Source organism: Vibrio sp. Vb2880, from assembly GCF_033337975.1.
Lineage (GTDB): Bacteria > Pseudomonadota > Gammaproteobacteria > Enterobacterales > Vibrionaceae > Vibrio > Vibrio alginolyticus.
Genome location: NZ_JAWORT010000001.1, coordinates 184,135 through 207,310, shown reverse-complemented (window position 1 = coordinate 207,310; position 23,176 = coordinate 184,135). Strand labels below are relative to the sequence as shown.

The following is a 23,176-nucleotide window of genomic DNA, read 5'->3' as shown; positions in this document are numbered from 1 at the left end:
AGCGGCTCAAAACCGAACAAACTTACTAATTCCTCCCTAGATTGGTGATCTGACTCGAAAAAACACCATTCGGTAAATTTTCTACTCCCTTCTCATCCCCCTTAAATTAGTTTAGGGCGGAGGAAGTCATCCTTGTACGCCTCGGGTAATCTCACAACTGTTGAAACAAACGGGGATTCGTTCCCATCTTACCTCTCTTTCTTTAGGTGTGTTTTTACTGCCTATATTCACCTAAAAGAGTGAGCAGGGAAGACAGAATTATAAATACCCTTAATGGAGTTAAGAATGAAAAAAGTAAGTGCAATTGCTGCTGCTGTAGCTGCAACTTTAGCTGCTGGTTCTGCATTCGCAGTGGATTTCCACGGTTACATGCGTGCTGGCGTTGGCGTGAACGCTGACGGTGGTCAACAATTAACATTCGAAAAGAACAAGATCGGTCGTCTAGGTAATGAAAGCGATATCTACGGCGAGATTCAACTAGGTAAAGAAGTTTACAACAACAACGGCAAAACGTTCTACGTAGACTCTATGGTCGCAATGACTTCTAACGGTTCAAACGACTGGGAAAGCACTTCTGCTAACTGTGGTTTGGATAACGGCGAAGTGAAATGTGTAGACGATGCACAATTCGCACTACGTCAGTTCAACGTTCAAGCTAAAGGCCTACTAAACTTTGCTCCTGAAGCAACGCTTTGGGCAGGTAAACGCTACTACCAACGTCACGACATTCATATCTCTGACTTCTACTACTGGAACATCTCTGGCGCGGGCGCTGGTGTTGAAGGTATCGAAGCTGGTCCTGGTAAAGTTTCTTTCGCTTGGGTTCGTAACGACCGCGGCGATATCGCAGACCCAGGCAACGATGGTGGCGCAACAAACGTAAACACTCTAGACGTACGTTACGCAGGTCTTCCTCTATGGGACAACGGCTCTCTAGAAATGGGCTTGAACTACGCAATTCTTAACGAAACTGACGCTGCGCCAAACGGCACTAAAGATGCGAAAAACGGTGTAATGTTCACAGCAGAATTGACTCAAGGTCTAGACGCTGGTTTCAACAAAACAGTGCTTCAGTACGGTACTGAAGGTTACTCAAAAACAATGGCATTCTACGGCGACGGTAGCTGGTACGGCGCAGAAGCTGACAACGGTGCATCTGGTTACCGCCTAATCAACTGGGGTGTAATCGGCATGGGCGACAGCTGGGAAATGGGTCACCAGTTAGTGTACGGTGTTGGTGAAGACATGTGGGCTGGCCAAGACAAGTGGGAAACAATGTCTGTTGTTGTTCGTCCAATGTACAAATGGGATGACAACCACAAAACTATCTTCGAAGCTGGTTACGCTATCGACGATAACGACGGCGAAGAAAACAAATACGGTAAGCTAACTGTTGCACAAGCATGGTCTGCTGGTTCTAGCTTCTGGGCTCGTCCTGAAATCCGTGTTTACGCTTCTTACCTAACGGCTGACAAAGAAGACAACTCAAACACATTTGACAACGGTCGTTCAGACGATACGTTCCAGTTCGGTGTACAAGCTGAAGCTTGGTGGTAATCATCTAACCACTAAGTCCTAAATTGTCCTAGAATGATACAGCCAGAACTTATCTGGCTGTATTTATTTAAAAAACAATAAAGAGTCGAGGTAGACAGTAATGAAAAAATGGCTTGCTCCCGTACTGCTGGGCATGTTGGCTACTGGTTGTGCGTCTGTAGAACAAGTAGAGATGAGTCCAAAAGGTCAGCAACAAGTGATCACGCAATCGGGTGATATTCAATGGGTACCGCTTAACGTGCCTGTGGTTACTGAATTCGCTTTGACTGATAAAAGCCAAATGTTGTTGGATGGTAACAGTGCTGGCGCTATTGCAGCGTTTGCTCTTCCAGGTAACCGTGGCAGTCTCGATATCAAATTAGAGACATTCGTAAGTAAAGAACTTCAATTTTATGCTCCTAATGTCGCAGTGATGAACTCGGCAGGAGAAACCATTTACCAAGCAGATTTTTCAAAGTTTAAGTACGAACCAGCAAAACTGTTGGACAATGATAAATTCGTACTTGATCTCAATGTGATTCCAGACATGACAGGTAACGATCTGCATGTGTTGGTTTACACGACTTCCGCCGATCTAAAAGGAAGTACACAAGTTTTACACCCTGCAAAAGCCTTCGCCATGGCGCGCCACACTCAGCCGCCAGATATTGCAGACCCTCTAGCGAAACATAGCCCACTTGGTCAGTTCCGCTTTTCGGTATCCGCGAATGATATTGTGAATACTAAGATTGTTGCGAAAAACGACAACATTCCCCAAGGTACGGACCTTACTAGCTACTACTACAGCTCCATTGAAGCGGCAGTCGCAGCGAATGATATTCCGAAAGCGCTCACTTTGCTTGATGAAGCAAAAGAGCTGGGTATCGAAGGTGCACAACAAGTGTTTGTGAAAGCCGTAAATAGAAAATAATCAGATAAAAAAGGTCAGCGAAATGCTGACCTTTTTCATAGAAAATAAACCAATAAAAATACCCCTACATAGAGTTACCTTATTCACATAATTATTTTTATTACTTTGTTTTTTATATAGGTTGGATCAATAATTAATGGCAGTTCCTAATTTATTTTTTGTACTTAGGAAATAAACAAACTTCTCGAAGTGATTTAAATTCGCAATCTGACGATATTTATTTGGCGTTTGATATTTCCATTTTAATAACGATTAATATTTCTTTTAACCGTTGAGTTTATTTTGCTTTGGATATACTAAAAAGGAATTACGTGAAATGAACATGATGAAGACCTCTCTTGCTGCTGCCCTACTTGTTGCCTTAGTAGGTTGTCAATCGACGGCAGAACCTGAAGCGGCCACAGAGCCAGTTGTTAATATGTCTCAAGACGAAGTGGTTGCTTTCATGAAAGCGTGTGACAACCCAGACAGCACGGCGAAAGGACCTATTTCTAAACCACTATTTGTGGTGGGTACTTTTGCGGATTCCGATTGGAAACACGTGCCTCAGCGTCAATACACCTACAAAGGGAATAATTTCTACCAAGCCGTGGTTCAAGAAAAAGTAGGCTCCTACAAAATGCAGTATGCGACCGAATTATGGTTCCCACAATTTACCGCAAAAGGTAATAGAATGAACGTTGGTGAATTAACACCATTAACATTTGGTGGTTACGGTACGGATACTTCGGTTGATATTAAAGAAAATGGTAAATATGTATGGAGTCTTCAGTTTGAAGGAAAAGGCAAACCTGTTCATGTCATGGTAAATAAGTGCCAATAATATTCCATTCAGTTATTTAAAATCTATTTTTATTTATTAACCCCTGCATGAAACACATGTCGGGGTTAATTTTATTACTCAAATTTCCGTAGTTTATTTGAGTAAGTTAGGGAGAATAAAATGCGTAATATCCTACGTAACCATCGCCTGTCTCGATCGTTGCTTGCGTTAAGTGTGATTGGTGCTTTATCTGCGTGTAATTCTTCTGGTGGTGGCGACACTAATAGCAGCACTCCGCTACCGGATACCAGTTATGCTTGCCAAGCCAATGTCATGGCGCAAAGTAACCAACTTCGTACTTATCAAATCATGGTAGAGAGTTTTGTGGATGGTGATGCGAGCATTGGTCACGGTACAGGTTATGGCACCAGCCATCATAACGGCGATTTGCAAGGAGTGATTGATTCACTCGATTACATCCAAGATTTAGGGATGAACGCGATTTGGTTGACGCCAGTTTTTGAATCGGAAGCGATAGTGGGCCAAGAACACTGGGCCGATCGTCTGGATGCCACGGGCTACTTTGCAACGGATTACTTCACCATTGATCCACGTTTTGGTGATTTAGAAACGGCGAGAACCTTGGTCGAGGAAGCACACAAACGCGGCTTATACGTGTTTTTTGATGGCGTATTTGGCCACCATAAGAATGGTTTGATCAAACCATCTCCCTCCGGTTTGTTGCCATCGGGATCGAGCAACCCCGTTGATTACCCGGCCAGTCTCGATTTCTACAAAGAAGTGGCAACGTATTGGATCAAAGAACTGAAGATTGACGGCTGGCGTTTAGATCAAGCCTATCAAGTTCCGACAGACGCTTGGACACAACTTCGTAAAGCCGTCGATGAAGCCTCACAAAGTGTGACGTACACCAATAGCAAAGGCGAACAAGTGAATCCGTTGGGTTACATGGTGGCAGAGATTTGGAAAGGGGAGTCTGAAATCGCGAATGAGGCGTATGGATCGAACAGCGATCCAGCATTGTGCTCTGCGTTTGACTTCCCTATGCGATATCGCATCGTTGAAACTTTGGCCGTGAATGAGAGCGGCGTGGGGGGGCGCGGTGCGGATTGGTTAGACAATGGCTACAGCACACACAACCAATATCCAACACATGCGCAGCCGAATTTGATGATCGGCAACCATGATTTAGTGCGCTTTGGTGACTTGTTACAGCGCGGAAATTTAGCGGATGTGAATGATGTAGAATATTGGTTACGCCATAAAGCTGCATTTGCTTTCCAAGCGGCGTACACCGGGCCAATCACGTTGTACTACGGTGATGAAATCGGGGACCAAGTGGATGGTTTTGCCGCAAAAGAAGACAACAGCACCTGTGCCATTCAAGGTTTGTGCGATGATCACGTTGCGCGCAGTAGTGCGAAAATTGAAGGCGTGACGGCGACGCTTGATGCAAACCAAGCCGATCTCAAATCTTATGTGACATCGCTGATGACAATGCGCGATGCGCATCCTGCACTTTATCAAGGGTCACGCACGAATTTAGTTGCGAGTAACGGCAGTTATGTGGACTTGAAACAATCTGGTTCGGACAAAGTCTTGTTTGCGCTAAATACCTTAGAGAGCGCTAGAAGCGTCGCTCTTACTCAGGAGAGTGTTGGTACTGGTGAGTTGGTGGATTTGCTCACGAATGAAAAAATTACTCCGAGTAATGGTCAATATCAGATTCTGATGTCGCCACTACAAGGACGATTCTTTGCGGTAAAACCTTAAGGAATTATCCAGAATTGATGCTCACCAGTTGAGCTGACCACAAGCTTTCTTATAAACAAGCCAAGTGTTGTTGCTGACCCCCATAGGCGCACACTTGGCTTTTTTCTGTCTGTTTTACTTTTCCCTTAATGGTTTCACGACGATGTAGCCAACAAGTTGCTTCGCTTTTTGTATTGGCGTTTGTTTTCAGCAGATGGATATTTGTGAGATAAGCTGCACATTAAAAAGTAAATTAACACTTGTGCAACGTAAAAATGTGACTGAAGGATTACTTATGCCCCACTAATATGTTTATCGTGTTTGGGATTTATATAACTAATGGAAAAGTATAATGAAATCCATAACGAACTCCCTCTGTCTCCTTGCTGCTGTTAGCTCTCCGTTTGCATATAGCCAAATTATCAACGGTGACTTTGAACAGTGGAATGGCAATGTACCTACGCAGTGGTCAGAGATTGACGCTGGCATTACAGTGTCGCCAAGCAGCGAGCAAATCAAATCGGGTGGTCTGGCTGCCCAGGTCGTCGTGAATACAGGTACCCAAAGCAACACCGACTTTTTGCAAACCATTAATGTGGAGCAAGGGAAAACCTATCCGTTTTCTGTCTCGGTTTATCATACCGAAGGAAATGTAAAAGCACGTCTGGTGGTTGATGGTTATCACAATTACTCGAACCCACAACAGATAAACCAGTGGCAAGAGCTCGCGCACAATTACACAGCGAGCTCGAACAAGACCATCAACGTCGGTTTGCGTTTTTACGATGAAGCCAGTTTTGATGGCTCAGAAGTTGTCTACGTCGATAATTTTCAACCGACTGAGACGAGTACACAACCTCCTGTAGAAAGTTGTAGTGATCACCAAGTGGTCTTGACTCTCACAACCGATAACTATGGTTCAGAAACCAGCTGGACGTTAAAAAACAACCAAGCCGAAGTACTGTTTTCTGGTCAGGGATATGAGTCAGCAACCACCATTGAAAAGAGCATGTGCTTAGCTGACGGTAACTACCAATTCACGATTCAAGACGAGTATGGTGACGGCATTTGTTGTGGCAGTGGCGCGGGGTCGTACATTCTGACTGAGGGAGATAAGACTCTTGCTTCTGGCGCTGAATTCTCGAAAAGTGAAACCACCGATTTTAACTTAGGTGACACAACGACGACCCCACCAGTGGTTGATGGTTACTATCAAGCGGCATCTGGTAAGACGGGCTACGCTCTAAAAACGGCGCTGTTTAACATCATCAACAACCACACTAGCCGAGGTTATTCTGCGGTGTGGACCTTGGTAAAAGATGCCGATATTGATCGTTATTACGAAAATGATGGCTCTATTCTCGATATGTATTCTGAAAAGCCATCTGGTAGCGATACTGTAAGCTTTACCAAAGTCACAGACCAATGTGGCCAATACAAAACGGAAGGGGATTGCTACAACCGTGAGCACTCTTTTCCGAAAAGCTGGTTTGGCGGTAAGGTTGAGCCGATGAACTCAGACGGTCATCACTTGTTTGCAACCGATGGTTATGTAAACGCGAAGCGCAGTAATTGGCCATTTGGTGAAGTGGGCACCGCGACCTACGTGTCTAGTAATGGCTCTAAACTTGGCCAAGCAAGCACTAGTCTGGGCTACTCCGGTACGGTGTTTGAGCCGATTGATGAGTTTAAGGGCGACTTCGCCCGTGCTTATTTCTACATGGCGACCCGTTATGAAAATGTTGTAGGTAATTGGGAAGGTAATTCAAGCAATGCGGATGCTGTCCTTGATGGTTCAAGTTCGACGGTTTTTGAACCTTGGGTGTTAAACATGCTTAAGCGTTGGCACAAAAATGATCCTGTTAGTGAAAAAGAACGAAATCGGAATCAACAAGTGTTTGATTTTCAAGGCAACCGCAACCCATTCATTGATCACCCTGAGTTTGTTGAACAGATTTGGGGAAACTAACACCTTCTTGATTTTGGTATCCGCCATTTAGTGACGCCAATAAAACAAAGGGGAAGCGTGATGCTTCCCCTTTTTCATTATGGATGTTTTTAAATGAAACTAGTTTTTCGTTACTGTCACGATTGGTGCTGACTTGTCAGCTGCATTGAAGTGGAAGTTGTAATTTCCCGCTTCTGCAATCGCAATTTTAAGGTTTGCACTACCGCCACCGACTTCCATCGTTAGCGCTTTACCAAGCTCAACACTGCCTTCGCCACCGAAGTTGGTGTCTGCTGCCCAGTCTGCGCTCGCAACTTTCATCTCGTAGTTGCCCGCCGCTAGGTCAATGTCTAGCGAATAAACGTCATTTGCAACATAGCTGAACTTCGCTGTTGAGTCTTGTGCTGGAGCATCCCATGTAGTGATAGTGCCACGTAAGTAAAGTGCTGTTTCACCGAATGTTGGTGCATCTGCTGACTTGGTCACTGACACGACCGGTTTTTCTACGCTTTCATCTTGAACATGCAGCGCGTTCAGAGTGAAGTTGTACTTACCTGTTTCAGCAACAGACAGCTTACAGTTACCTTCTGAACCTAATTCTAGTGAACCAGAAGCTATATTCGCAGCATCACAACCGATGTTTGGATTTGCCCAACCAGAGTCCGCGAATTTGAACTCGTGTTCACCAGCTTCAAGAACGCCAGTTACAGAGTACATACCGTTGCCAATAAAGGTCATCGCCCAATCACTGCTATCAGACCACTCGTTCATCGTGCCTTTCACGTAAACAACGGTTTCGCCGTAAGGAGGAATACTCGATACGTCTTTGTTATCCGTGTTTACTGGTAGGCCAGCACCTTGCGCGCCGTTTTGTGGCTGCACGAATACCGCTGTTGTCAGTGCTGGTACTGTGAACGTTTCATTGGTGAAGCTTGCACCTTTGACGATGTCATCCGCAGAGTTTTGTTGAACTTCATGCAGTTCGAAACCAGTTGCGCCAGCAACTTTGAAAGATTTCTCAGTTGATGTTGAGTTCACAACGGCCACGACAGCATCGTAGTTCGAATCTAAATCGGCACCCGCTGACGTACCATCGTCGATAGACATCACAATCAAGCCTTCCACTTGGTCTTTCCCTACGTTGCGGAAATCAACACGATTCATCACTTCTTGCGCGGTATCTAGGCGGAACAGTTCGCTTGTGCTACGGATTTTTAGTAGCTCTAGGAATTGTTGCTTAGTCAGCTCGATGTCGGTTGAGTCTGGTTTCGCCGTGCTGTCACCAACGATGGTTTTGATCAACTCCCAGTTTGCACCGTCTTTGTCTTCACGTGGTAGACCAACGTTCCAGTTATTGTCGCTTCCGTCGAAGAATACACGGTTGAACCAGTCACCAGAATCGTACGAGTCGCGCTGCATGGATTTAGAGCGCAATAGCTCAGAACCCATGTGGATAAATGGAATGCCTTGACCAAGCATCACCGTTGATAGGGACACAGACTGCATACGTGCACGCTCGGCAGATGAAGTGCCTGTCGCAATCTTGTAGGCGTTGTTATCCCACAATGTTTGGTTGTCGTGCTTAGACACGTAAGAGATGTTCTCTGATGGCACTTTTGTGTAGCCTGCAGGCGCACCATTGTAATCAACGTTCTTACCCAGTTTGGTTTCGCCTTTGTAATCAAGAAGGATGTAGTCAGCCAAGTTACCAGCCATACCTAGACGAACCAGATCTTGGTTGTGTAAACGACCATTCACCGATTCTGCGTCAGTTTTGGTTTCTTCGTTAGGATAAGCGGCGTTACCAAAGCCTTGGTTAAAGCGAAGTGGGTGCTTACCTTCAGAATCTACACCGCCATCAAACGGGCTTCCGCCACGAACTGCGTCACGCAGACGATCAGAGAAAGTACCGATTTCTGTCCCCGCCATGTTGACTTGTGTCGCCTGATCGAAGCGAGCGTTTTGCGCGACTTCACCAAAGTCCCAACCTTCGCCGTAGAACAAGGTATTCGGGTCAATTTCACGGACTTTTTCAAGTGCGTAAACCATCACATCTTTCGGCTGGTGGCCCATAAGGTCAAAACGGAAACCATCGACTTTATAGTCATCCGCCCATACCATCAATGAGTCAACCATTAGTTTACCCATCATCAAGTTCTCGGTTGCGGTGTTATCACAACAGGTTGAGTTTTCGACTCCGCCAGTGTTGACGTTTAGGCGGTGGTAGTACCCAGGGACAATCTTATCCAGTACTGATTTTTCGTTCACACCAGATGCATTTGTGTGGTTGTACACGACGTCCATGACCAGTTTCAGATCCATTTTATGCGTCGCTTGAACCATTTCGCGGAACTCTAGGATACGCTTAGACCCGTTAGGATCGGTCGCATAACTGCCTTCTGGCACGGTGTAGTGGTAAGGGTCGTAACCCCAGTTGAAGCTGTCTAGCATGCGAAGATCGTTCATCAACGCTTGTGCTTTGCCCGTTGTTGGGTCGTAGCTATTTAATACCTCTTCAATCACTTTGCCGTCATCTTCGGTCTCACAAATGGAGGCTTCTGGCTTGATGCCACAAAGTTTACCCACGGTGTCGGTGATATCGACTCGCTTGTCAGCGTCTTCATCCACGGTTGCAATATCAAATGCTGGCAAGATATGTAGCGTTGTTAGGCCAGCATCTTTTAAAGCTTGTAAGTGAGATACAGACTCACGCTCAGGTTCTGTAAGCGCCAGATATTTGCCATCAAGACTTGGTGTGCCTTTGCTGTCGTTAAAGCTGAAATCACGAATGTGTGACTCGTAAAGGACGTGGTCTTCGTCTTTTTTAACCGTTGGGCGTGCGTAGTTTTTCCAATCTTGAGGCATTAAGCTTGGATCATCTAAATCAACCACTTGCGAGTATCGTGAGTTCTTAGACAAGCTCATTGAATATGGGTCTGTTACCAAACGCGTTTCAACGACGCCAGTTGTTGGGTGGTATACCTTAACTTGGTAGCGATAGTATTTGTTGACAACGTTGCTTTGTGCCTCAGAAACCCAGATACCTGTTGCTGGGTCTTCCGTCATGGCAACGGTCGCTTCTTCTGCTAAGTTTTCATCGTAGATTATCAGATCAACATCTTGGGCAGTTGGTGCCCATAGTTTGAAGGTTGCGGCACCGCCTTCCACAATCGCACCGAGTTCTTGACCGATCGCGTTACCTGCCTTGGAATCGGCAAACACCGCATCCAAAACGCCCGGTTTTTGCACTTCAGTTGCAGAAATGACGTCACCATTTGCGTTGTAAGCCACCATAACGATTTGTGACTTCAGGATCGTACGCAAGGTCGCGTCATCGACATCGATACCCGCAGCTTGAAGGCTAGCAAGGTGACGGAAGCGTGATTTCAGACCATCAGACAACTCACCAGCCTTTGTCAGCTCAACCGCTGTACCGCCAGAGATTTGCTTATCTTCATCCATTTTGATGTCATTGCTAAGGCTGTAGAACAGCTTCATGGAATCCGCATTGGCCGCCGCTTCCCACGCGATGGTGTTGGCGTCTAACCAATGCGCTTTTTGACCATCAATATCAACAGGGCGTTCTTCGATTGGCTCGTAGTAAAGCTCACTGCTGCCGTGGAAGCCAAACAAACCTTTCGATTCGCCGATTTTCGTCAACTCTACTTTTGAGTTTGCGCTGCCGAACGCTTTCTCATCACCTTTGTGCAGAATGAAGTTCATGCATTCGTGTGGGTCAGAGGCGTCAGGGTTTATTTTCAGTACGTAGTAAGCACCGTAGGTGTCGTTGATGCCATCGAATGGGTGTGGCGCAGACCAATCCGTTCCTGTTCCCGGAATGCCCATTGCGTCTAAATCTGTGCTGGTACAGCCCTCACCGTTCCATAGGTGCAAGCCCCAACCTTCGTAGTCGCTGGCTGTTGAAGCTGATGCTACGTCACGTTTGTAATAAATGACGACTTCGTTCTCTCCCGCAGGGTACAAGCCTGAGCCAGGGGTCGTCGTATCTTCGTTCGTGCTATCACTACCACAACCGCTGATTACCGCGACGGAAATCAAAGGCAGTACGGTTTTGGCAATTGTTGATAATTTAAATGTCTTATTGTCCACGTTTACAAATCCATTGTTATTGAATTGATATTGAGCTGCGCGCTGCCTTCGCTGACTCAATCATCAAGAAGGTTTTGCACACGCTAGAAAGGCAGATGCCAAAAAAGGAAATGTTCAATTAGATGCTAATACACTGAATCATCAGCAAAATGTGAGAGCAGGCTGTTAAGTTTTTTACAGGTGCAAATTTTCTGTCACAGTCGATTTTGTTCACAAATTAAATAATAAAACAGGCGCATAGTGAGAGATTCTGCACATCATTAAAATGTAAATTTTTATGGGATGAGTAAGGGGGGATGATAGGGGATGAGAATGTCTCAGCCCCAAAACCGTGATTAAGTTCTATAAAAATGAGGGCTATATTTTTCTTTTAAAAATAAGTTGCAGTGATGTTGAATAAAATACCGCCATTAAGTCTTCGCAAGCTTCAGATTTTCGCTAAGTGGTCGTTATATAATGAAGGTAGTCGGCGTTATGTCGGCGCGTAATCATAAGATTTCCCTGAAAGGGAGTTGAATTGGGCCCTGAAACCAAAAGAGGCTATTTATGAGTAGTATGGGCATTGCCATTGCGGCAACTGGCCTTTCACTCGTCCTGATATTTGTGTGGATGATCTCGTTGTCGATGCGGAAACAGAGACTCGAGGCAGAGAGGAAAGCTCGCGAAGCCGCTTATCGAAAGGCGATGCATAAAGCGCGAGAGCAAGAGCGTAAAGAGCGAGAGTTCAAAGCAGAAACCGGGCATATCCCCACCATTTTATTTCTAGCGAAAGAAGCCGAAAAGGACAACATTCGCCAAGCGCTGTATTGGTATGATAAAGCCGCTAAACTGGACAATGTGACGGGGATGTACGGCATTGTTCGCTTAAGTGAACGCATGCGCGAAGATGTGATTTTAAAAGAGCAGGCAAACTTCTGGCGTACCGCAATTGCGGGAATGGAAGGGGATACCGAAGCGAAATTTTCGACGGGCAAGGCCTTGGTCTTTGGTCGAGGAACTGAAAAAAATATCCCAAAAGGTAACCAACTGATTGAAACTGCCGCCGAAGAAGGCTGCATTGATGCCATGATTTATATGGGGGAATGGCAGCTTTCACCAGACAATAGTGCAGGACGCAGTGCAGATGCGCTTTACTGGTTTATGAAAGCGGCGGAAAAAGACAGTGCAGATGGCAAGATCCAAGTCGGCTTATGTTACCTAAATGGCATTGGTACAGAAAAAAGCATGGTTAAAGGTTGCTACTGGCTGGAACGGGCCGCGGAAGGTGGCAGTGCTAAAGCGATGTATCATGCTGGCGAAGCGTGGAAGGATAAAGGTAAAACGGGTAATGCAATTGCTTACGTTTGGCTGTTTCTTGCTGCCAATATGGGCTACCAACCTGCGCGTATGTTACGTGATGAAGTGGCAACCAATATTGGTGTTGATGTTGTCGTTGGATTGCAGTCCATAGCGAAGCCGTTGCAAAGAAAGCTGGCCTCAGGAATGGTGAGAAAGCACTCTATTATTCGAGCCCTTAACAAAGTGTACAAACGCGAAGCGTATTTTCCTGCGGAAGAGGAGCTCAATGCGGTGTTGAATGATGAGAATAAAGACGCCTCTGAAGCTTGGGAGGAGGCATCAACACTAGATTTTCAGCCTAACATGACAACGGTAACAGCAGAAGACCAGGCAAGCACATCGCCCAACGAAAAAAAACTCTCTAAAGAGGCGCTCGATTTCACTCAAAACTTCCTTCAGCCATAACCTATCTTATCCAGAAGCCTCAAGATTGAGGCTTTTCTTTTGTCTTTAAAATGTTACGCCAATCCAAGTCAGCTCAACGTATTTGAGGCTAGACATCCAATGACGTGAAAACTCATTTTCGACATTTGGAGGACGAAAGATGATAAGTCAACCTGTTAAAATCGGTGACGACACCGCCGTAGTCATTCCAAGCGTAATCCTGGCTCAGCTCGGGATAAGGGAAGGAGATACCCTAGAAATCGCACTGAATAAAGACAAAATGGAAATTAAGAAGATGGTGTTGAAAACCAGCGCGCCAACTTACTCTGAAGATATTGAGGAGAATTGAGTTAGAGAATCTTGGTTTGTCGGATACACTACTGGTTTCGCAAAACTGGCGCTTGCCGCTGTCTTTGAACTATCGATAACTACAATAAGAGGTAAGGTACTATGCAAGGTATCCTCTCTATACAATCTCATGTTTCTTTTGGTCATGCTGGTAACAGCAGTGCCGTTTTCCCAATGCAACGCATGGGTTTCGAAGTATGGCCGATTCATACCGTTCAATTTTCTAACCACACGCAGTATCAAGAAGGCTGGACTGGGCGAGCGTTTGCGGCTGAAGACATCAGCGAGTTAGTTCGTGGCCTTGGTAACATCGGTGCATTGGAAAAGTGCCAAGCGGTATTGACGGGCTACCAAGGTAGCGCAGAGCAGTGTCTTGTTGTTGAAGATACCGTGACGAAAGTGAAGCAAGCGAACCCGAACGCACTTTATGTTTGCGACCCTGTGATGGGCGCGCCAGACAAAGGCTGCATTGTGGCTCCGGGCATTGCTGAAAATCTTCTAACGCGTTTGATGCCAATGGCGGACGTGATCGTTCCGAACCAATTCGAGCTAAGTCAATTTGCTGAGATGGAAATCCACTCACTAGACGATGCGATCACCGCATGCCAACGTGCGCTAGAGAAAGGTCCAAAGGTGGTGCTAGTTAAGCACCTTTACTGCCTAGAAAATGGCAGCTTCAACATGCTATTGGCTACGCAAGAAGGTATTTACCTTGCGAAGCGTCCTCAATTTGAGTTTGCTAAACAACCTGTTGGCGTGGGCGATCTTATTTCAGCTATCTTTACCGCGGGACTCTTAAAAGGCTGGTCTCCTAAGCAAGCTTTCCAACATTGTCATGACGCATGCTACGGGGTGTTAAGTGCAACGTACCATGCAGGCGAATGGGAGCTGCAAACTATTGCGGCGCAGCAAGAGTTTGTTGAGCCAAGCAAACACTTCCCGATTGAAGAAGTGGCTCTGGTCACCGCATAATTGAGCGCAATTAAACAAAAAAGGGGAGCCATCATCGGCTCCCCTTTCTATTTGTTCTGTCAGTCTTACTGAGCTTTTTGCTGCTCTGATTTACAAACTGCTGCCGTAAAGACAACGTCTGTTGAGCTGTTTAGCGCAGTTTCTGCAGAGTCTTGAATCACACCGATAATGAAGCCAACCGCTACAACCTGCATTGCTACGTCGTTTGAGATACCAAACAGGCCACACGCAAGTGGGATAAGTAGTAGAGAGCCACCTGCAACACCTGATGCGCCGCATGCAGAAACCGCAGCTACAATACTTAGAAGTAGCGCAGTCAGTAGATCAACTTCGATACCCATAGTGTGCACAGCTGCAAGCGTTAGTGTTGTGATAGTGATTGCAGCACCAGCCATGTTGATGGTCGCACCTAGAGGGATAGATACTGAGTATGTATCCTCGTCCAGTTTTAGCTTCTCACATAGTGCCATGTTTACTGGAATATTCGCCGCACTTGAACGAGTGAAGAACGCAGTTACACCACTTTCACGTAGACAACGGAATACAAGTGGGTAAGGGTTTTGTTTGGTTTTAGCGAACACGATCGCTGGGTTTACAACGAGTGCGATGATCATCATTGCGCCAAGAAGAACCGCCAGAAGGTGTGCGTAGCTTGCTAGTGCGCTAAAGCCCGTTGTCGCAAACGTTGAAGCAACCAAGCCAAAGATACCAAATGGTGCAAGACGAATGATAAAGCGCACAATGTGAGACACGCTGTGGCTTAGATCTTCAAATACGGCCTTCGTTGTTGCCGATGCGTGGTGTAGTGCAAGACCCAGACCCACACCCCAAGCAAGAATGCCGATGTAGTTTGCTTCTACTAGTGCATTTACTGGGTTGTCGACCAGTTTAAACAACAATGTGCGTAGAATTTCAGCAATACCTTGAGGAGGCGTTGCACCTTCAGCGCCGGTGACAAGCGTTAAATTGGTCGGGAAAAGGAAGCTTAGAACCACTGCTGATAGCGCCGCGAAGAATGTACCCATCAGGTACAGTACAACGATTGGGCGCATGTAAGTGTGTTGGTTTTTCTTTTGGTTTGCAATTGAAGCGGCAACCAAAATAAACACAAGGATTGGCGCGATCGCTTTAAGCGCACCGACAAAAAGGCTACCAATTAATCCCGCGCTTTCGGCATGGCTTGGAGAAATTGTCGCGAGCAAAATACCAAAGACGATACCGACAAGGATCTGGACGACGAGGTTACCACGAGCATATCGGGCAACGAGGCTGTTGTGTTGCATACATCATTCCTGCAAATTTATGCCAGAGTGGCAGGGCAATAGTCCATCATTACACGGCGATAATGCCCTTATATTACAAGGGGTGAGCATTGCTTCTGGTCACTAAGACACATGATTATCAATTATCCTGTTTTTATAAATTCAGCCATTTTCTTGCTGAATATCACATATCTTAGCTTGGTAATATTTTGTGTCTAGTTTTAGTTTGTTTTTGGATTAAATGTTTGCTCAATGTTATTTAAATAAGATTTTCATGTTGAAAATTATCATTAGTTATGAGTAATGGTTTTTAATAAAGTTGTTAAAAAGGAGACTTTCGTCTCCTTTGATTTTATTGACAACTCAAACGCAACAAATTAATAACTTTGTTGGCGCCTGCGCTTATCACTCATGGCATTTCGAGTGAGTTTCCCGAACTGTCGACTTTGAGCTCGTTGCTCTGCCAAAGTCGCACCGTTAAAGGCTTGTTCTCGCAATAGTTTTTGATAGTTATTGAAACGACGAACTTCCAGTTTGCCATTTTCAATCGCAGTTTGAATTGCGCAACCCGGCTCAGTTTGATGCTGGCAATCACCAAAGCGACAACGCTGAGCGAGAGCCTCAATGTCAGAAAACGCCTCGCTGACCCCCGATTCACAATCTGCTAGTTGAAGCTCGCGCATTCCCGGAGTATCAATCAAGATGCCGCCATCAGGTAATAGATGGATAGAGCGCGATGTAGTTGTATGTCGACCTTTGCTATCGTCTTCACGAATATGCCCAGTTGCCTGTTCTTGTTGCCCGAGTAATGCATTAACAAGAGTTGATTTGCCAACGCCTGAAGAACCGATAAAAGCGAGGGTTTGTCCTTCTTTGCACCAGATCATGAGTTTAGAAGCACTCTCTATTTCTAAGCCGTTGACTGTCTCTATAGCTAATAGAGGGTCGAGCTTCTGTACTTGGCTTTTTAGTTCATCAGTATTGTCACACAAATCGGCTTTGGAAAGCACGATGACGGGTTCGACTTCGGCTTCATGAGCCAAGGCAAGATAGCGTTCAATACGACTTAAATTGAAGTCGTCGTTAAGGGAACAGACGATAAACACTGTATCCACATTGGCTGCGATGAGTTGCTCTGCCACTTTGCTGCCAGCGGCTTTGCGGCTAAAGAGGCTCAAGCGATCCAGTAAGCGAACAAATTGCTGATCTTCATTTAAGATTACCCAGTCTCCGACGGTCATGTTGGGTAAAGAATGGTGGGCATTAAGATGAACTTGCCCAGTTTCTGTTGCCAATAAATAACCACTTCGGTGATGCGCAATTACACGAGCAAAGATAGTGTTGTCGTAATCGTCTAATGTCAGTTGTTGCTGAAAAAATGGTTTCCAACCCAATTGTTTTAGAGGGTTTGAAGTTGAAACTAATGTGTCACAAAAAGTATGTGTTTGATTCATTATTGAATTATCCCAGACGCAACAAAGCGCCTTAATACAAATCGCATTAGGGTCTAATTCGGATAGAGTTGACCCCGGTAAAGACCGGTCAGAGAAGGGGAGTTGTGGTTATGCCACAGAGTTGGTGCTGTTAGGATTACCCTTGCGATGCCCAGTTAGTGTTATTCAATACAATCATCTTGTGTCCTCTTCGTTGGTTAATAAATAAGTGAGTTAATTAAGCCAAAAGAGTATAGCTGCCCTTTTTTAAAGAGGGTAGCTATACTGCAAAAATATTAACTTTGTTTTGTGATGCGCTCTTCCATAATCTGCGAATACGTGTTGGCTTTTAAGCCGTATATGATTTGGACATGACGATCATCCAATATCACGACGCCATGCGCGCCATGATTTTTGAGTGCGTTCTTATCGATGACGGACGTCTCTCTGAGGGTAAGACGCAGCCGAGTCGCACATGCACCAGTTTCTAGCAGGTTCTCTATGCCCCCAATGGCGTCAATGATCGTATCGACGTCTTGTTCGACATTGGGGTTGGTATGAGTTAGGAAATTGAAAAATTGCTTCAGCACTGACTTAACCGTCATTTGAAGAGCCTTCGGTCGTTAGTTTTGAAATGGCTTCAACAATCGGTGCCGGCGAGAGCGTATGCGGTACTTTAGTGATTAACGTGCCATCCGGCTTCAAGAAGTAAAAGTAAGAGCTATGATCCAGCGTGTACTTTAGTTCCGAGCCTTCCAATTCTGTCTTGCGGAAAATGACACCATAGTTGTGTGCCAAAGGTGTCGTTACATCAAGTGGTGCCGATAGGCCTTCAATCATTGGATGGAAGTAATGGGCATATTTTGCTGATGCATCGGCCTCATCACGCTCTGGGTCTAAAGAAATGAACATCGGGCGTAGTTGTGCTTTTTGCGCGTCGTCAATTTGATTCAGTGCTCCTGCCAGCATTGCAAGAGAAGTTGGGCAAACGTCTGGGCAGCGAGTAAAGCCAAAATAGACGACTCGGATGCGAGGGTCATTCACATCGAAGATATTGACGGCTTGGTTATTTTCCCCAAACAATACCGTTTGTTGAGAGGTGGAACTGTCCACTTGCTCTGGCTTCGTTTTCTGGTTATCTAAATAGCTCTTTACGCCAAACCCGAGTGCGAAAGCAGCTACGAGAAATAGGGACCAATTGCGGCTCATAACGATTCCTTATCTTTGCATTTTTATAGCAGGGTAAACGGTATTCTCTCCATCACTGAGTTCACCAACCCAAGTCATTGCATCCTCCGTGCAAACCGGGAGAATGATGTCACCTTGATATTGGCCAGGAGCGATTTGCTTCAGCAAAAACTTAGGCTCACCCATCTCCATTTCTCTTCCTGAAAGACTTAGGATGAGTTGCTTAGCATCGCTTGTATGCCACTCAACATTTAGAGTGGTAGGAACCAAGGGTTGAGCAGTTTCTGAGTTTAGCGTCATCGTAACATTTTCTTGGACGCAAGAGGTTGTAGAGAGAAAGCAGTATTCATCTATTGACTTGCTTTGAGTGGAAGAAGAAAAGCTTTTTATTAGAGTCGGGGCATAAAATCCCGCAACTAATGCGGCTGAAACAGCGGCGATTTGTAACAGTTTCATTAAGGTTCAGCATTTATCACTTAACATTACGAGCATCGTAGCACAGATGCGCCGCTCGCCAACTCGTGACCTCGGTAAATTGTGCGTTATACCTCGGTGACCAGCTTCTTAGTAATGCGACGGACTTTATTGCATCAAATACAGCAGAGTTTTCAATTGAGATGTTTTTGCCCTTAGCCAATAGATAAAAACGGAGCCAATTGGCTCCGTTTTTATTTGGTTCAGTATGTGTTTGATACCAAAGTTATTTATCTGAATCTGCGAATTTCTCTAGACCCAAAACCAGAGCAATGGCTGCAAGCATCATTACGACAGCAAGTACTAACTGAGAAGGTTGTGATGTCACGTGTTCAAATTCAAATGGTGATAGGTTGTGCTGTAGCAATGGCACTTGTTCGCCCTTCGAATTGGTGCGCCAAGTGATGGTTTCTTTCCATGGCCAAATCTTTGGCAACGTACCAATCATTAATCCAGTCAAAAACATCAGGGTGAAATCACGGAACTTGCGTAGTAACCACGACAATAAGTGAGAGAAGGACAGTAAACCGATCACGCAGCCAGACAAAAATAGCGCTAATGTATCGACTTGAAAACCTTTCACTGCGGCTAATACAGGAGCATACATGCCAATCAGCAGCAAAATAAAACTGCCAGAGATACCCGGCAAGATCATCGCACAAATCGCGATAGCTCCAGCGAATAAGGTGTTAATGGCCGTTGGTTCCATGTGTAAAGGTTTGAGCACAGTAATACTATAAGCAAACCCGACACCAACGAGCAGAATGACAAAGCGGACAAGATCGCGTTGCTCAACCTGACGAATAATGTGATACACAGAGACCAAAATTAGACCAAAGAAAAATGACCAAAGTGGGATCGGGTGTGTGTCAAGAAGCCAAGTAATCAACTTTGCTAGCGTTGCAATACTGGTGAAAATGCCGGCAAACAGAGCGATTAGGAAGAATCCGTTGATGTGATTAAACGCGGCTTTAAACCCTTCTTTTCGCCAGATAGAGAAAAGTGAGGGGTTAATGCGTCGAATGCTTTCAAGCAGCGTATCGTAAATACCAGTGATAAACGCGATGGTGCCGCCAGATACACCAGGTACAACATCTGCTGCACCCATGGCGATTCCCTTGAAGAAAGTAATTAAGTAGTTCATTGCTCTAATGCTAAGTCGTTTCGATGGCAGAGAGTATACAAACATTGCGATGAAAAAAGTATGAAATAGTGCTGTAACTACTTGGTTTTATATCCAATCTATTGCCTATCTTTATTACCCGCCAAGAGACAATGCCGCCGTAACGAGCTTTTAATGCTTGGTTTACATTTTTGAGATGATTAACTCTACTATCAATTATCAATCTTGGTTGCATTGTGCAATTGCAATTTGCATTGTCAAATTGCATTTTGATAATTTGCGCGTGAATAAATCCAGCTTATATGAGATCTTGTGCCCAAAAATAAGTCTTTGCATTTTGGCATGATTAATGCATAATACTGCTCGACCCTTCTTAAGCCGAGGGTCACCTAGCCAACTGACGTTGTTAGTGAATACAATTTGTTCACACTAAATATAAGCCAATCGCGATTATTGCGGTTGGCTATTTTTTTATATGAACAACGTTACTTACGTGCTTTGCAAATTGCACTTCTCTTACTGTCAGTCATAAAAAAGGGCTGACGTGTTACGCCAACCCTTGTGTTTTACTTTACGTTTTAACCCGTTTATCGAGCAGTTCAGTATCCCATCAACTGCAGCAAATTTTCAGCTGTCACAATGGCTTCTTTACGATTAGCAATATTAAGCTTTTGGTACAGGTTGCGAATGTGGGTTTTAATTGTCGTACCTGCCACATCCAGCTCTTGTGCGATTTGCTCGTTACTAAAGCCTGAATAAATCAGTCCCAGAACCTGCCATTCGCGTTGTGTTAATGGGCTGGTACGTACTAGCTCTGGCACATTAGGGTGATTCACCAACTTTTCAATAAAGTCTTCATCAAAGTGAATTGACCGGCTACGTTGATTCGATGAAATGTCCTTCATTAACTGTTGAGCACGGTGACGCTCAAGATCGCCCAGTTCATGGCGGAGGCTCAACTTCTCCAGCAGACCGCCAATGGTTGCACCATCAATCAGGAAGTTTCCGACCATGCCAGTTTGGTTCGTCATTACTAATGCTTCTTTTAACAGTGCCTTGGCTTGCTCCTCATCTTTTTGGCGAGCAGAAAGGACCGCTTCAACCACTAAGTTGCGATTAGTATCTGTGATTAGGTTAGTGCGACGAGCTTCACCTTGGAGAAAATCTAACGCAGCACGAGCGTCGGTATATTGGCCTAAGTTAATGTGGGCGCGAGCAATGTTACGCCATTGCAATTGAGAAAAGTGGTTGCATGCCGATTCAGGACGAACCGCAGTGTTGAGCCATTCTTGCATTGCATCGGTATTCCCGCGCGCTTGCCAAAATAGAATCAACGATAGTGAAGCGTTTGCAGTCCAATCTACGTGGTAAGTCGACTGTTTCATCAAGTGTTGGATGTGCTCAATGAATTTACCGGCTTTGTCTAATTCACCGCGTCCAATCGCAATACGCGCCAACATCGAATAGCTATGTAAGTGCTTGCTTGGTGAATGGTTTTCGAGAATTTGCAGACCTTTGTACGCGCATTCTTCCGCTTCATCAAGTCGGTTCCAGCACCAAAGTACTTGCGCGCGAATACGCAGCAAAAATTCATGAAGAGGAACATGCTGAAGCTGCTGATCTTCAATCAGACGAAATGCGGAATCTTGTAGTTCAAAGGCAGCTTGCACGTAACCTTGTGCAATTAAAATCTCGCTTTGCTGCAATATTGCCCATAACGCTTGGTGATATACCTGATACTGACGAGCTAGCTTTTCAGTTTGTTGCATCATCGGCAAAGCACGGTCTAGTTTACCTAGCACGTGGTTAACTTCACCAACAACCGAAGTCGCCACAATTCGGCTACGGTAAATAGTGTTATCAAGTTGGCTAAGCGCTAGCTCCGCTAATTCGAGAGCTTTTTCTGGTTGGTTACTGTTGATAGCCACTTGAGCAAGCAACGCGTTTGCTTGACCTTGATAATGAATATCTAACGCAATGTTACGCTTTTTGTGTTCCTCTTCCGCTTCTTCAAGCAGGTGGCCCACTTGGTTATAACGATGCTGACTTTGAGCCAACCATGCTCGGAGCATCGTAAGTTTTGGGTGGCTGAACAACAGATCATCGTCCAACTTGTTAATTGAGCTTTCCAGTGTGCTGAGTTCGCCTTGGTTAAACATCTTCCAGCCGAATTCGTTTAGGATCTCTACCACTAAGTCCTTATCATTCGATTTTTGTGCATGATGAATCGCTTGGTGTGGTGCTTTTTGTTGTAACCAAGCGATAGCAGCATTGCGGTGGAGATCTTTTTCTTGCTGAGGAATACGAGCTTGGCGCTCATGAGATAAAAACTCGCCAAATAAGTTATGGAACCGGAACCAGTTCTGTTCCCCTTCGAGCGGGTAAATGAATAAGCCGTAACGGTTAAGCGATTCAATCATTCCCAGTGCATCTTCGCGTTGGGTAAGGGCAAACACTAACTCATCATTGAAGTGGTCAAGCACGGATACTTGCATTAAAAAGTGACGAGTTTCGTGATCGAGTAAGTCAAACACTTCTTCGACCAAGTAATCCCACAAGTGCGCGTGATTGAACTGCGATACCGACTCTACAGTTTGTGCCAATGTGCGGTTTTGATGTTGGGCTTGTAATGCGATCAACTGCATCGCCGATGGCCAACCTTCAACATAGGTTCTTAGGCTGTTCGCCATGTCTTCATCGATACCATCGGCGATACGCTGGTTAAAGAAGCGAGTGGTTTCTTCGGTATCAAACGCCAACATCTCGTTGCCGATTTCGATCATTAAATCACGAACACGTAAGTTTGCAGTGCCCAGAGGCGGCGCTGCACGACTGGTTACCACAACGGTGAGGTTGTCTGGCATGTGCTTTAAAAAGAAACGCATGGATTCATGGATTTCATCATTCGTGATTAAATGGTAGTCATCAAGCACCACGTAGCACTCTTGATGAAAGTCAGCCATTTCAGCGAACACTTCGCTAAATAGGGAGCGTAAAGACGAGATCTGACGTTTTTCCGCCAGTTTTTGTGCGTTAGCGCAACTGAAGTTGGTGGCTTTGTTTAATGCTTGAAGCAGATAGTTTACAAAGCGAAAGCCGTCGTTATCGCTGTCATCAATGCTGTACCAACCGACGTTTGGCTTATCGGATAGCCACTGCGCTGCCATTGTCGTTTTTCCGTAACCTGCTGGGGATCGGAATAAAACCAATTTGTAGTAAGGCGCTTGCTGTAGTAAGTCCAACACTCGTGGGCGCACGATGGCATTGTGCAGGCGTCCTGGTCGAGTAAGCTTAGATGGAATCCACATTAGTAGTTATGTCCTTATTTATGTATACCCAAATGACTGCAACGTGATCATTCTAGTAAAGCCCCCTTGAAAGCCGTCTTACTGAATGATGTCATCAGCATCAAAAACACTGTTTGAATGCCGGATAATGTCGCTACTGTTGGGGCTTGCGTCCGTCTGAAAAACCATTCCATACGGTCACTTAGATATAAAAGCTAGCGAAAACTAGAAATAACTCACATCGCCTAATTCTAGTTTGTATAAAAAGCGTACAATCCTGTGAGCTGAGTGGGATGTTACGACATC

16 protein-coding genes are annotated in these 23,176 nt (G+C 45.2%); 8 read left to right on the top strand and 8 right to left on the bottom strand.

The features are described from left to right. Positions 1-285: 285 nt before the first annotated feature. From R7M92_RS00910 to R7M92_RS00890, 5 genes are all read left to right on the top strand, one after another. On the top strand, positions 286-1,557 hold the full coding sequence (locus R7M92_RS00910) for a maltoporin (RefSeq protein ID WP_005374784.1): 1,272 nt from the start codon (positions 286-288) through the stop codon (positions 1,555-1,557). A gap of 100 nt (positions 1,558-1,657) precedes the next feature. Further along, on the top strand, positions 1,658-2,467 hold the full coding sequence (locus R7M92_RS00905) for a MalM family protein (protein WP_005374786.1): 810 nt from the start codon (positions 1,658-1,660) through the stop codon (positions 2,465-2,467). Positions 2,468-2,783: 316 nt separating this feature from the next. Next, the gene (locus R7M92_RS00900; RefSeq protein ID WP_238843734.1) at positions 2,784-3,290 is read left to right on the top strand and encodes a glycosidase; all 507 of its coding nucleotides are present in this window, start codon (positions 2,784-2,786) and stop codon (positions 3,288-3,290) included. 120 nt (positions 3,291-3,410) lie between these two features. After that, entirely contained in the window at positions 3,411-5,024 is a 1,614-nt protein-coding gene (locus tag R7M92_RS00895; RefSeq protein WP_318132502.1) for an alpha-amylase family glycosyl hydrolase, read from the top strand. Positions 5,025-5,355: 331 nt separating this feature from the next. Then, positions 5,356-6,972 carry an endonuclease gene (locus tag R7M92_RS00890; RefSeq protein ID WP_239933094.1) on the top strand — a complete coding sequence of 539 codons (1,617 nt, stop codon included), beginning with the start codon at positions 5,356-5,358 and terminating at the stop codon, positions 6,970-6,972. Between the two features lie 99 nt (positions 6,973-7,071). On the opposite strand, the gene pulA is transcribed toward R7M92_RS00890, so the two are convergent. After that, the gene (gene pulA / locus R7M92_RS00885; RefSeq protein ID WP_318132500.1) at positions 7,072-11,061 is read right to left on the bottom strand and encodes a pullulanase-type alpha-1,6-glucosidase; all 3,990 of its coding nucleotides are present in this window, start codon (positions 11,059-11,061) and stop codon (positions 7,072-7,074) included. Positions 11,062-11,607: 546 nt separating this feature from the next. Between pulA and R7M92_RS00880 the strand changes: the two genes are divergently transcribed. The 3 genes from R7M92_RS00880 to pdxY all read left to right on the top strand — a co-directional run bounded on the left by R7M92_RS00880 (position 11,608) and on the right by pdxY (position 14,103). Next, positions 11,608-12,804, top strand: a complete 1,197-nt coding sequence (locus R7M92_RS00880) for a tetratricopeptide repeat protein (protein ID WP_213967507.1) — start codon at positions 11,608-11,610, stop codon at positions 12,802-12,804. A 139-nt stretch (positions 12,805-12,943) separates the two neighbouring features. Next, positions 12,944-13,132 carry an AbrB/MazE/SpoVT family DNA-binding domain-containing protein gene (locus R7M92_RS00875; protein ID WP_017634469.1) on the top strand — a complete coding sequence of 63 codons (189 nt, stop codon included), beginning with the start codon at positions 12,944-12,946 and terminating at the stop codon, positions 13,130-13,132. 101 nt (positions 13,133-13,233) lie between these two features. Then, complete coding sequence (gene pdxY / locus R7M92_RS00870; RefSeq protein WP_182038106.1) at positions 13,234-14,103, top strand: pyridoxal kinase PdxY; 870 nt, start codon at positions 13,234-13,236, stop codon at positions 14,101-14,103. A gap of 65 nt (positions 14,104-14,168) precedes the next feature. On the opposite strand, the gene sstT is transcribed toward pdxY, so the two are convergent. From sstT to malT, 7 genes are all read right to left on the bottom strand, one after another. Continuing rightward, positions 14,169-15,386, bottom strand: coding sequence for a serine/threonine transporter SstT (sstT, locus tag R7M92_RS00865; protein ID WP_213869934.1), 1,218 nt, complete (start codon positions 15,384-15,386; stop codon positions 14,169-14,171). Between the two features lie 356 nt (positions 15,387-15,742). After that, positions 15,743-16,819, bottom strand: a complete 1,077-nt coding sequence (gene rsgA / locus R7M92_RS00860; protein ID WP_318132499.1) for a ribosome small subunit-dependent GTPase A — start codon at positions 16,817-16,819, stop codon at positions 15,743-15,745. A gap of 275 nt (positions 16,820-17,094) precedes the next feature. Beyond that, a complete protein-coding gene (locus R7M92_RS00855) occupies positions 17,095-17,403 on the bottom strand; it encodes a PTS glucose/sucrose transporter subunit IIB (protein ID WP_318132498.1) in 309 nt (102 codons plus the stop codon). Continuing rightward, positions 17,393-18,007, bottom strand: a complete 615-nt coding sequence (locus R7M92_RS00850; protein WP_042522188.1) for an SCO family protein — start codon at positions 18,005-18,007, stop codon at positions 17,393-17,395. The genes R7M92_RS00855 and R7M92_RS00850 overlap by 11 nt, the downstream gene beginning before the upstream one ends. A gap of 9 nt (positions 18,008-18,016) precedes the next feature. Then, a complete protein-coding gene (locus R7M92_RS00845) occupies positions 18,017-18,442 on the bottom strand; it encodes a hypothetical protein (protein WP_025768641.1) in 426 nt (141 codons plus the stop codon). Between the two features lie 244 nt (positions 18,443-18,686). Next, entirely contained in the window at positions 18,687-19,604 is a 918-nt protein-coding gene (locus R7M92_RS00840) for a DUF368 domain-containing protein (RefSeq protein WP_017820124.1), read from the bottom strand. Between the two features lie 578 nt (positions 19,605-20,182). Beyond that, positions 20,183-22,891, bottom strand: a complete 2,709-nt coding sequence (gene malT / locus R7M92_RS00835; RefSeq protein ID WP_005374834.1) for an HTH-type transcriptional regulator MalT — start codon at positions 22,889-22,891, stop codon at positions 20,183-20,185. Positions 22,892-23,176 lie beyond the last annotated feature (285 nt).

Coding starts and splice junctions, on each gene's coding strand:
- rsgA (WP_318132499.1), bottom strand. CDS start 16,819: ATGAATCAAACACATACTTTTTGTGACACATTAGTTTCAACTTCAAAC.
- R7M92_RS00900 (WP_238843734.1), top strand. CDS start 2,784: ATGAACATGATGAAGACCTCTCTTGCTGCTGCCCTACTTGTTGCCTTA.
- R7M92_RS00840 (WP_017820124.1), bottom strand. CDS start 19,604: ATGAACTACTTAATTACTTTCTTCAAGGGAATCGCCATGGGTGCAGCA.
- R7M92_RS00910 (WP_005374784.1), top strand. CDS start 286: ATGAAAAAAGTAAGTGCAATTGCTGCTGCTGTAGCTGCAACTTTAGCT.
- R7M92_RS00895 (WP_318132502.1), top strand. CDS start 3,411: ATGCGTAATATCCTACGTAACCATCGCCTGTCTCGATCGTTGCTTGCG.
- R7M92_RS00905 (WP_005374786.1), top strand. CDS start 1,658: ATGAAAAAATGGCTTGCTCCCGTACTGCTGGGCATGTTGGCTACTGGT.
- R7M92_RS00875 (WP_017634469.1), top strand. CDS start 12,944: ATGATAAGTCAACCTGTTAAAATCGGTGACGACACCGCCGTAGTCATT.
- R7M92_RS00850 (WP_042522188.1), bottom strand. CDS start 18,007: ATGAGCCGCAATTGGTCCCTATTTCTCGTAGCTGCTTTCGCACTCGGG.
- R7M92_RS00880 (WP_213967507.1), top strand. CDS start 11,608: ATGAGTAGTATGGGCATTGCCATTGCGGCAACTGGCCTTTCACTCGTC.
- malT (WP_005374834.1), bottom strand. CDS start 22,891: ATGTGGATTCCATCTAAGCTTACTCGACCAGGACGCCTGCACAATGCC.
- pdxY (WP_182038106.1), top strand. CDS start 13,234: ATGCAAGGTATCCTCTCTATACAATCTCATGTTTCTTTTGGTCATGCT.
- R7M92_RS00855 (WP_318132498.1), bottom strand. CDS start 17,403: ATGACGGTTAAGTCAGTGCTGAAGCAATTTTTCAATTTCCTAACTCAT.
- R7M92_RS00890 (WP_239933094.1), top strand. CDS start 5,356: ATGAAATCCATAACGAACTCCCTCTGTCTCCTTGCTGCTGTTAGCTCT.
- sstT (WP_213869934.1), bottom strand. CDS start 15,386: ATGCAACACAACAGCCTCGTTGCCCGATATGCTCGTGGTAACCTCGTC.
- R7M92_RS00845 (WP_025768641.1), bottom strand. CDS start 18,442: ATGAAACTGTTACAAATCGCCGCTGTTTCAGCCGCATTAGTTGCGGGA.